This window comes from Photobacterium kishitanii (assembly GCF_003026355.1).
In the GTDB taxonomy this organism is placed as follows: domain Bacteria; phylum Pseudomonadota; class Gammaproteobacteria; order Enterobacterales; family Vibrionaceae; genus Photobacterium; species Photobacterium kishitanii.
Map to the genome: position 1 here is coordinate 72,084 of NZ_PYON01000012.1, position 12,069 is coordinate 84,152.

Sequence of the window (12,069 nt, forward strand, 5' to 3'; positions counted from 1 at the left end):
CTATAAATAAAAAATTATATAGGTAGTATTAAATAATAAACTTACTTCATATTTATAAAATAAAAGGCACGTTCAATTGTGAAATATAATCTATCTTGTTAGAATCAGGTGATAATGCATGCCGTTAATAGAACAATGATAGTTATCAGATACTGCGAATCGAACTAAAATTAAATCACCTAAACTTTAGATATAAAAAAGCCCTAAGAAAACAAATAAACCTAGGGCGATTAAATACAATAGATAAATTACTTTAATTAAAGTTTATCTATTTCATTATTAAATATACTTAAATTTCCAGATCTTCTAATGAATAACCTTGCTCAAGCAATTCCTTTATTATTTTTGGCATACGCCCTTGACCTGTCCATGTTCTTTCATTGCCATTTTCATCATTGAATTTGTACTTTGCAGGACGAGGAGTTCGTTTGGTTTTCTTTTCTGTAATTATACTACTCAGTTCATGCAGTTCAATACCATCTTCAGCTAGCATTAAACGATATTGTTCTAATTTTTCTAATCGTTCAGCATCCTCTTTTTCTTTTTTTTCTGATTCTTCAAAAATCTCATTTACAACTAATGTTAATTTATCTAGCGCATCTTTAAGGTCAGATAATTCAATGTCACGACATACTACACGTAAGCTACGTAAATTAAGTAAAATCTTCATTGTGTCATTCATTTTATTCTTCTCTAAATAGGTTTATAAACAATCTAAACAGATGTTTTTATATTTTATAGTACTAACGTTACGATAAAGGCAGCCACAGCGACCTCTTAAGAATATCCGTATTCAAATATTTTATTTGCAAATAGCATTCAATCTCATTGAATATGAGATAAATTTATTAACTTAATTTAAAACGATTTATTGTATTTTGTAATGATAAAGATAATTGACTAATTTCAGCGCAAGACTTAGCCGTATAGTCAGCTCCCCTTGCCACCTCTATCGCAGAGTTACTAATATTTTCAATATTTTCCCCTAATGCTTCGGTTACAGAGTCTTGTTCACTGCAAGCAGTTGCTATTTGAAAGCTCAGTTCAGACATGCCGTTTACTTGTAATCCAATCGCTTTAATATCTTCACCAGTTTGATGGCTATTTTCAACACATCTATTTATTAACTCTTCACTTTTATGCGTGACCGCTTTAGCAGCATTTACGCTCAATTGTAATTTTTCAATAATAGAAATAATTTCGCCTGTTGAATCCTGAGTTCTACCAGCTAATGTACGAACTTCATCAGCAACAACAGCAAAACCACGGCCTTGCTCTCCAGCTCTAGCGGCTTCAATAGCAGCGTTTAAAGCTAGAAGGTTTGTTTGATCAGCTATGCTTCGAATAACATCAACAACAACATTAATATTTATTGATTCCTTTTCTAGCAGACTAACTATTTCTTCAGCTCTGTTTATTTCAATTGACGCTTTTTCAATTTCTGAGATTGTCAATGAAAGATCACTAATACCTTGTTTTACATTATTATTAATATCACTGGCTGACGATGATGATTTTTCGGTATTATGGGCTACTTCTGCGACGGTTACCCGCATCTGTTCCATTGCAGTTGCAATCAATATAACTTGATTTTGTTGTTCCTGCATACCTGTCGATGACTGCTGAGCAACAGAGCTTACCTCATCAACAGATGAGTTAAGTTGAATAACTAACACTCTTATTTCTTCAATAAGGTTTAGAAGATTATCTTTCATAAGTAGACTAATATCAGCTAATTTACCAAATTCATCATTTGCAATATCAGTACGATTAAACTTATATGTAAGATTACCCTTAGAGATTTCTTCTAATAAATTATTGATTAAAGTTAAAGGATTTATAATTTGGCGATTAAGTATAATATTAATCATAATAAATAAAATAGCCAATATAGAAAAGCTAATTATCGAAACATAAAATGCACTCGATATTTCAGATGATACCTTTTTGTTGTTTTTTTGTGTATATCCAACATTTACTTTATATAAACTATTGACCTTATCATTCATATCTATAAATTTTTTATATGAATGTTCTAATATATCACCGGCTAAATTGATATTATTACTGTTAATATAACTATCAAAATCATCACATTTATTCTTATACGTCTGCCATGATTTCTTTAGCTCATTATAAGCATATTTATCATCGTTTCCATCCACAATTTTACTATATTTTAAGATCAGATTATCAATATTACTATAATATCCATCTATTTTAGATAGAGAGGTGGTTTTTCTCTCTATACCAGAATTATTATATAGAATTACAGCAAATTGTTCTCTTCTTAAGTTAGATATATTTTGATTAATGTCACTGACAATCATTAATCCTGGTATCGATATATCGGATATTCTTATTATTTCCTGACCTATACTTTTCAATTGTTTATTTATTGTGAAAAACAGACACAAAACAAACACAAACATAACTATAAAAGATATTGTTATTTTTCTTACAATCGATGTGTTTTTTAAAAAATTCAAACTAGACTCATTGCTTATAAGGTTTTTAATATTAAGTATATCGACAAAAAACAATGAAATTTAAATATAATAATCTCTATCTTATTAAAAATGTTATAATTCATTGAATCAGTAATGCCTGTAAACCTAGTATAGACAAGGGATAAATAACTTTTTCATCGATATTTTCCCTACCAAAAATCAACTACACATACAGTAAGATCAAGCATTCGATCGAGTTTATCTTTACCTTTTAGGATCTTCCTACACAGCGATAAAGGCTTTTCCTATTCTACCCGCATAATTAATAGGGTTATTATCATTCAGCCGCTATACTTATCTGAACGTGATAATAAAGAACGTATTAATTTGCTCGTACTTCATAGCTATATTTATATTTTTATCGCCAATTTCAAAATCAGTATTAATAATATCTGTTTCAATAATATGGTCACTAATAGCATCTGAAAAATGACCTTTCTCTGTACCAGCGGCACTATCAACAGTAGGACTTACTAATATTCCTGGTTCAGTACTTATCCATTTACTTATAGAGCTAGTTGAAATATTTGGTATGATATAAACTCATTTTATTATCTTTTGCTAACCCTTAAAATAAAAATAATAACTATCGATATAATTATCATCATTTAAACCCTAAGATTTACATATAAATTTAAGTACTTAACCTATTGATTATAAATTAATTATCTCTGGAATGGTTAAATGAATCACCTGCATATAATCATATATAGCAATCATTAATCCTGATTGATAACTGAAGCTTTAATTATTAAATTTTATTTTTTGGTTTAATAAAAAGGCATCCTTGCCTTATTTATATTATTACTGAAGTTTTTCAAACGCTTGATTAAATGAGTTCGTTGAATAAGTTAAGTTTTCAATTATTACACCATCTTTTGTCTTGAACTCATTTAAAAGATATTGAGTGCCAGCCTCTGTTTTAGGATTGAAGCTCCTTAATTGACCCTGTCGTTGCTCTTCCATCATGATTTTTTTGCCGTTAACCATAATCGGGGACTCAGTTTCAATCAATTTGATCCCTACATCATCTGATTTTTTATCGGAAACCATCATCATAGAAAAGATAATCTTTCCATCTTTTTTCTCGAAAGATGAAACCGCCGTAATTCCATCTTGCTTCACTTGAGGGGAACCGATAAGACCGTCTTCAACGACCCAGCCAGTTACAGGACTGACCGCAAATGTTCCAAATGAAGCGAACAAAGACGCAATAGCAATAGTTTTAATTGTAGTTTTCATAAATTTACCTATTTAAATAATGAGAGATTTTAAGTGTTTTACTTTTACGAACGTAATCAACAAACTTTGATAATTCAGTAATTAGTTATTTATTTTTAAGAGGATATTTCACCCCGAAACCGCTTACCTATAAAGCAACAAAGTTGAAATAAAAAAACCGTCATCGACGGTTGCATCCAAACAATAAGTCTTCTTTATTTAGGCATAAAGAATTTAACTCTTACCAGTTTCACTTCCTTATAAGCCCTTGATACTCGATAACAATTCCGATGTGAAACTTCACTATAACCACTAAAAACCCAATAAACTCTAGTGCTTATATCTTCAATGCACAAACACCTGTACCACTAGTCGCAACATTCAATATGGTACTTATTATTATTTTATAGAAAATTAGTGCTAGAAGCTTTTATTAAGAATTATACAATTCAATTCTTAATCAGTTGGACTAATAGTTTATTAAGTACATTTATTGACGTACGTAATTTATAAAAGAGCTATGAGATCTATCTCAATAGCCTGAATTATAATAGCATAATTAGTACAGAGTCAATACAAGTGTTAACTTTATGGTTAACAGTATAGATAATAGTATACCATGACTATAGATCTGATTTTATAGTAACACATTCAACTTATTGCTTTTCCGAAGTTTATTTTTTACTCTATTCACTTACTCTAAAAATAAATTTCGTTGCTAAAGCTAATTCCCTTTGGCTTTAATATAGATAAAATAAATAATCTTGATACAAACAATAAACTTAGTGATTAAAACAGCCATAATACTTCTGCTAAATATTATAGCTGCAATCATTTATTATTTAACCACCCCACAAACCAAACGTGCGCCACCACCACCAAGAGGGCTAGGATGGTCTGAATGGTTATCACCTCCAGCATGAATCATTAAAGCTCGCCCTTTTAAATCAGACAATTTCAATCTAGGAGCGAGAACGGGTTGCTCAACATTACCTTTCATGTCGACATAAAGCGGCGGTAAGTCACCTAAATGATTATCATCATTCCATGGATAGCCATGTTTATTCGTTTTCATTGGATCATAGTGACCACCTGCAGCACCACCTAAAACAGGTTTGCCCATTTTTTCTGTTGTGCCACATGATGGATTAACATGAACATGGAAACCATGTAATCCTGCAGGTAATCCAGCTAAGTGCGGAGTAAAGACTACACCATATTTTGTTTGCTGTGCTGATATAGTACCTACCATTGCACCAGAATTAAGATCTGTCATTTTAACAGAAAGATCTGCAGCACTTACGCTCGCAGAAGCTAAAATCAAAGTAGAAAGTAGTATTTTTTTCATATTTATTATCCTTTAAAATAATTCCATACCACAGTTAAATAATATTTTATTAATTATTTACCGCTCCAACTTATTAAATGAATCTAATGCTTTTCGTTGTCCAAATAAAGTAGCAAACTCTTCTAAACTTAGCCCTGATTTATTACGATGATCTCCATAACTACAATTAGCCTTATATAACTTCCTTGCTATTTTTATTTCACCTTTAAGTAAAGCACCCATGAATGCAGTATTTCCTTTTTTATCTTCAATACAAGCATTAGCGCCTTCTTTAAGCAATAAATCGACGGATGATTCATTTCCATAATAAGCTGCAACCATCAATACGGTATAACTTTGAGGATTACGCTCATTAATAGGAAACCCAGCATAAATAAATTCATTTAGCACTTCATTATTTCCAATCCTAGCAGCATCAAAAAATAATAATATTAACTGTTCAGAGTCTTTTTTATGATGATCTAAGGCCATTGCTAAATTTGATGTTGCTAATAACATCAGAGAAAACGTAATATAAATTATATTTTTCATTTTCTTCACCTTTGAATAGAGGAAACTTACAAAGGTGTTAATTGGGGGAATTAGTAATACCCTTTGTAAGCTAATGTTATTTAAATACTTTTATTAGTTATTTTCTCCAATGGTATATGGGTAGCTTTAGCTAAACGCATCCCATAGTTTTCATCTGCTAAATAAAAATAACGTACCATTTTTATTTTTATTTCTTCATCATTAACTTTATTTAAGTCACTTGAAAGGTTATGAATAAGATCTTTTTTGTCTTGCTCATTAAGACTTCTATAAAATATACCTGCTTGATAAAAATCGCGTGGATTATTAATCCCCTCCTGTTGAATAACGCCATGAAGTTTTGTTTCAATACTTTTATATTGTGGATCATCCGATAATTTTATCTGATTACTTGGTTCGTAATTAATATTTGAATCTATTTTAGCGTTATTACTAAATCCATCTTGATTATAGTTGTTGACCGGCGCTAATGGACGGTTTATTGGTAACTGAAATTGATTTACACCTACACGATGGAGCTGCGTATCAGCATAAGCAAATAAACGCCCTTGAAGTAATCGGTCTTCAGATGGTTCAATTCCAGAAATTAAATTAGATGGAGCAAATGCAGCTTGCTCTGTTTCCAAAAAGAAATTACTAGGTATACGATTGAGCGTCATCGTCCCTACTTTTTTCTCTGGAATATTAAGCCATGATTTTGTTGCATCTAGTCCATTATAATTAAGTTTATGCATTTGCTCAGGAGATAATACTTTTACATAAAGATCCCATTTGGGGTAGTTACCTGCCTTTATTTCTTTATATAAATCATTGGTTAAATGATTAAAGTCTTTGCCCTGAATCTCAGCAACTTCATTCGGTCTAAGACTTTTTACACCTTGTTGGCTTTTCCACTGAAATTTAACATAATTGACATCGCCTTTGTTATTAATCCATTTATATGCATGAACACCAAATCCATCCATCATTCGATAACTAGCAGGAGTTCCTAAATTACTATAAACCCATGTAAGCATATTTGTAGCACTAGGTTCTAAACTAAAGAAATCAAAAAAACGATTAGGATCTTGTATATTAGTAATAGGAGATGGTTTTAAAGAGTGCACCATATCAGGAAACTTAATCGAATCACGAATAAAAAACACAGGTAAATTATTACCAACTAAATCCCAATTTCCCTGCTCGGTATAAAATTTTGTGGCAAAACCTCTAGGATCTCGCAATGTTTCAGGCGAGCCTTTAGAATGAATTACGGTTGAAAATCTAACAAAAACAGGCGTTATCTTACCTTTTTCTGCAAATGGCGCGGATAACGTTAAATCTGAAAAATCAGACTCTGCAACAAATTCTCCATGCGCTCCAGTACCGCGAGCGTGAACTACACGCTCTGGGATACGCTCTCTTGCAAAACGCTGAAGTTTTTGAATAAGCTGAACATCCTGAAGAAGTACCGGCCCATTTGCTCCTGCTGTTATTGAATTTTGATTATCACCAACTGGTGAGCCATTATCTCTTGTTATTGTTTGGGCTTGTAAAGACGCACTCGCTAACACAGTTGTTATTAATAATATATTATTCGACGATCGCATAATTATTTTCCTTATACATTCATTCCAGTTGCACACATACCCATATCTAACGAATTTTTACTTCGAGGCAAAACTATCTAGACATAGCAAGAATGTATAACTGTTAATAACAATGATACTAATAGGTATTAACAATGAAATTTTTACAAAAAAAACAATGCTACAAATCATTTTTTACAAGCAGAATGCAGTAATCGAATAAATATTTCAGGAGAAACTTATGCCACAAATGTAAAATATGACAAATCATTCAACTATCATTATTTATTATACTTTTCAGCAACCAACTCTCTATTGATACTTTAATAAAGAACATATAAGTAGAATTTTTACTTGGCTTTGTAGTAGCTAGACATTGTTTTAACTGCTTTTGTTGTGAGAATGCCGTATCGATCAATTCTTTACCTTGTTAAGGCTTATTAATTACCGTCGCAAATAACTTAATAGAATCCAACATTTCAAACGCTAACCTCACATATAACGCTTAATAAACACTCACCTCACCAACCAAAAATGTAACAATTTGTATCTAAGCGCTTATTGCTATTCATTTTATTTCTTTTATTTCAGCAATGTATTATTCAAGCAAAAATACAAATCGTAACAATAAAATTTTTATATTTCCAAAAAATATACACATAACTTAAATATGCAACTAGTTTAATAATGAATGGAAGGAACCATGATGAAGATTAGATTATTATCAGCAGTAATTGGTATGTCGATGCTACCCCTCTCGCTCGCTATTAGTTCTGAAATGAATAGAACATTATCAACTGAGCAACAATACTTTGTGCAAGAGTACCAATCTAAATATAGTCAAATTAATGATCGCTTAAGAGAATTACAGACATACGCAGAAAACCCTGACAATGTAATTATTATTAACGGTGAGCGTTTTATTGAACTAAGTGGTATTAAATATAAATTAAATAATAAAAATAATCCGGAAATTCCATTAAGATCGTGGGACGACACTTCAGCGATACAAACCCTATTCCCATTCTTTACTGATGATTGGGAGCTAAGCCAATATTCTGGCGGTGCAGTATTTGTAAACAAATATTTTGGTAACTATAACTATGGAAATGGTTGCCTGCTTGAGTATTATCCAGATGGAAGTATTCAAAATGGTCAGATTACCGATGTAATAATTGAAACATCTAGCTGCTCAGTTAATTCATTTGATACTAATGTACGCTATTTTGGTAACCCTATAAGATTAACGCCTCAGGATTTTAATCAAGATCGTTTCCATGCTACTGCTGTAGAACGCTATAGAGATCGACTCTACATTACTCGTTCAGTGCAAAATCAAAATAATTATATTGATGTTTATAATATCAAAACGAATGAAATTATAGATAGGATTGAAGGCAGCACAACATCTAGTGGGCAAACGTACAAATATCATCGTTTAAATGAATTATACATTGAAGACAATTACTTATTTGTAGTTTCGTGGGAATCTAACCGTGTTGATGTTTTAGATCTTGATAATAATCATCAACATATCATGCAAATTGGTATCGATAGTTCTACAGGTACTGGCTTATTTAGACCACAATCAGTTGTAGGTAACAATAATTATCTATTTATATCCGATGCCAAAGATAAGATTGCCGTCATAGAAAAAACGCAAGTAACACCAGAAAACTCGAACCACATGGATCGCTTTGCATCGTTGGCATTTGGCACAGGTCAATATAGCCATCGATTGGTACAAATGCATATATTAAATGACTATTTACTTGTTAATACATCTAACAATAATTATGCAATTTACGATACGAGAAAAATTCAACCAGGTATCACACTACAGCCTGAAAAAGTTGTAGCGTTAGCCCCTAACAAAATTGAACGTTCAGGCGAACATTTGATAATAAATATCAATGGCCGGCTAGAGTGGCACAAGATATCGACATTTATCGCTAATAACTTTGAGTTTATTGAGCCTGAAGGAAATATTAAGTCATTAAATGGAGATGAAGTTAATAACTATCAAGATATTCATTTTGATAATAATGAGCTAATAACGATAACTGCTAATAACATTAATATTAACTCGTACATCGTTAATAGCGACATCACTTTTACCGCAGATCAAAGTCTGGAGGTAACTCCAGTACAGTTTAATCAACTCATGCCAAGTGCAATACAGCAAATCTATACTAATAATGACACGTTAGACATTCTTACAAATGCAGAGCTACGATCTGTACGTATAAATAAGTTAATTAACACAAAATTTACTGATAATAGTACAGTTGAAATCACTAACTATACTGCCAAAACAGTCACCAACATTGATATTGAAGCAAAACTAAATGGCATTGATAAGTGGTTTATATTAGGGAATATCGACACACTGCCACCCTTTACACGTATTACACTTCCCCTATCTGCTTTTGGTGAAGTTGGACGCTATAACAGTAGCAATAATGATGGTGTATTTGATCTCACTACCATGATGAGCAGAGATGATAATTTTACTGACTTACTACAGACATCATTTAATTCCAAAACAGATAAATTTGTACAAAAGATCAAAAAAATAAAGCCTCGGTGGAACATACGCACAACGGGTGCGAGTACTGGTAACTGGCTACCAATGAGCGCACTACATGCTCGTGAATACCTCATCATGATGACAAACTTTGCTTACATGGCGTCATCTGAAGAGTATAAATTGTTCTGGTTCAATTTTAGTGAAATGTACGGAAATGGGACAGAGTTCTATGGAAATGCAGGCCCAGTAGAAGGTCCTAATGGCTTCTTCACTCCAAATGACTATGATCACTACTATGATGCAATGCTTAATCGTGATTACTTAAGTCTAGGTGTTGTTCAAAATGTTGGGGGCTTAGGTAGCCCATCTATTACCGGTATTTCTGAAAACAATTTTTATCTTCACTACTATGGTTACTATGGGATCCTAGCTCACGAGTTTGGCCATGGCTTTGATGGTAAACACCTTTATAACGATGGCACCGCTTTCTCTGCTTCATGGTTTGGATTCCAACCTATGATGACTGACTTAGGGATGTACTTGATCCGTAAAGGTGATATGCCTTATCTCGATGTAGATGAAGATCTAAACGGTTTTTACAAAGATGAGAATGCTCGATACCGCCACTTCCCTGCAACAGCGAAGCGTGCTCACCGACCTGATAGTAACTCAAATAAATTTGATAAATGGTTTATGGCCTCTTCAACAATGCCTCAAGGATGGTTTGCTAACACTGACTCCTTTAAATATGAGCAACTAAACAATCATGAGAAAGCTTCAATAGCTAAATTAAATAAAGATGGGCAGCAACTTCCAATTTGCCGATTTACTCAAGAGATAGAAGGATACCAAAAAACGCTATACGGTTATGTTAATGAAATAACACCTGATAGCTATGAATGTACATTAGGAAGTGAAATCAGTTATCGACTAAGTGATGGTACTCATTTCACCCCAGTGTCAACACTAAACCAATTTGATTGGCTATCGCTACATAGTCCCAACTCTTCTGGTCAGTTAGTGGCAAGTGACCAAGGATCGCCATTGTGCACGATCAATTCATCTGGCTTCTATGGCGTTGGCTTTAATGTAAATAATGCCTGTCAACAGATTCCAGAAATATATTGGTCGAACGGCAACAGGTGGTTTTTCTCAAGTGGTCATAGTACCTATCAATATCGCTAATAGCCATTAAACCTGCAATTCCTCCCCCAATAACACTTAATTATTGGGGGATTCCCCATCAACTTAGATATCTGATTCAACTTAGCAGAATCGGAGCTAGATATTATAATTCGTCTTGCTAATAATTCACCTTACACTTTCCTTTGGGATTTATCGTAAAACTTCAGCTAAGTACATATATGGTCTTTTCCGTGAACTTATGTAATTAACTATCTCAATCCTTCCCTCTCATTATTTGACTGAGATGAACACTCAATTTAAATATTATCTAATTATCAAATTCATTCTAATTAATATACTTACCCTATCGAAACAAAATCAAATAAAAAGAGATATCGGATGAATAAAGGAAAAATTAAAACTGCAACTACAGCTATATGTATCGCTATATTACTAGGTAGCTCTGTCCAAGCTAATGAACTTAAGCCAGGAAAATTTGTAAGTACCGATCAATCAGTACATGCAGTAGAAATAAAACAAGCAGCTATGAATTACGCTAAGTTTTGGAATACGGGGAAAGAAGCATATGCTCGTGAAGCTTTATTAGAAAACTTTCAAGATATGACTCCACCCAAAGGCAGAAAAAAAGGTATTGAAGGTGTACTGGAGGCCTCTCAAAATTTCCGAAAAGTCATACCTAATTTACATGTAGAAGTTGAGCATCTTCTTATTAGTGGTGACTTTGCAACAATTAGATACCGTTTTAAAGGTAACTTTAACGGCAGAATGGGAGACGTTATAGGCCAAGGCCAAGTTGTCGATTTTCCAGCGGTTGATATTTATGAAGTACATAATGGAAAAATCATAAGAAATTGGCATTTGGAAGACTATAATACTTTCTTTTCTCAAGTAAAATAATCTCTGCTGCCAGTTCATCTTCAAAATAGAAGAACCTTTAAAAAACCACGCTTTACCCCAGCAACAAAACATGCAATAAATTAATGTGTTATTCATTAACATCTTTAAACAACACCTGTAACCTATTATTTTTCAATAAAATATAGTGACAACCTAATTATTCTGGATTAGGATAATTGCCATTAGTCGGGGGGCTTTAAGCTGAGATCACCATAATGGTGGGACCCGTTGAACCTGAACCAGTTAGCACTGGCGGAGGGAACTAACTATCAACGGTACCATACTGTTAATAGATCCAAGCTGAGTCATAACTGCACA

At 32.7% G+C, this 12,069-nt stretch carries 8 protein-coding genes and 1 riboswitch; of the genes, 2 read left to right on the forward strand and 6 right to left on the reverse strand.

The window, feature by feature from the left end:
- Positions 1-289: 289 nt before the first annotated feature.
- The 6 genes from C0W29_RS14410 to katE1 all read right to left on the reverse strand — a co-directional run bounded on the left by C0W29_RS14410 (position 290) and on the right by katE1 (position 7,199).
- Positions 290-682, reverse strand: a complete 393-nt coding sequence (locus C0W29_RS14410) for an H-NS family histone-like protein (RefSeq protein ID WP_045041364.1) — start codon at positions 680-682, stop codon at positions 290-292.
- 166 nt (positions 683-848) lie between these two features.
- Positions 849-2,489: a HAMP domain-containing methyl-accepting chemotaxis protein gene (locus C0W29_RS14415; protein ID WP_107174064.1), complete on the reverse strand. Its 1,641-nt coding sequence runs from the start codon at positions 2,487-2,489 to the stop codon at positions 849-851.
- A gap of 825 nt (positions 2,490-3,314) precedes the next feature.
- Positions 3,315-3,752, reverse strand: coding sequence for a hypothetical protein (locus C0W29_RS14420; RefSeq protein ID WP_045044793.1), 438 nt, complete (start codon positions 3,750-3,752; stop codon positions 3,315-3,317).
- A gap of 817 nt (positions 3,753-4,569) precedes the next feature.
- Entirely contained in the window at positions 4,570-5,079 is a 510-nt protein-coding gene (locus C0W29_RS14425) for a superoxide dismutase family protein (RefSeq protein ID WP_045044794.1), read from the reverse strand.
- 57 nt (positions 5,080-5,136) lie between these two features.
- Positions 5,137-5,550: an ankyrin repeat domain-containing protein gene (locus C0W29_RS14430; protein ID WP_373455688.1), complete on the reverse strand. Its 414-nt coding sequence runs from the start codon at positions 5,548-5,550 to the stop codon at positions 5,137-5,139.
- A gap of 140 nt (positions 5,551-5,690) precedes the next feature.
- Positions 5,691-7,199 (reverse strand): catalase KatE1, encoded by a 1,509-nt coding sequence (gene katE1 / locus C0W29_RS14435; RefSeq protein WP_045044796.1) that lies wholly within the window; start codon positions 7,197-7,199, stop codon positions 5,691-5,693.
- Between the two features lie 682 nt (positions 7,200-7,881).
- Here katE1 and C0W29_RS14440 point away from each other — a divergent pair.
- Positions 7,882-10,893: a YncE family protein gene (locus tag C0W29_RS14440; protein ID WP_158260029.1), complete on the forward strand. Its 3,012-nt coding sequence runs from the start codon at positions 7,882-7,884 to the stop codon at positions 10,891-10,893.
- A gap of 339 nt (positions 10,894-11,232) precedes the next feature.
- Positions 11,233-11,751: an ester cyclase gene (locus C0W29_RS14445; RefSeq protein WP_045044797.1), complete on the forward strand. Its 519-nt coding sequence runs from the start codon at positions 11,233-11,235 to the stop codon at positions 11,749-11,751.
- A gap of 177 nt (positions 11,752-11,928) precedes the next feature.
- Positions 11,929-12,029, forward strand: a riboswitch (TPP riboswitch).
- Positions 12,030-12,069: the final 40 nt, after the last annotated feature.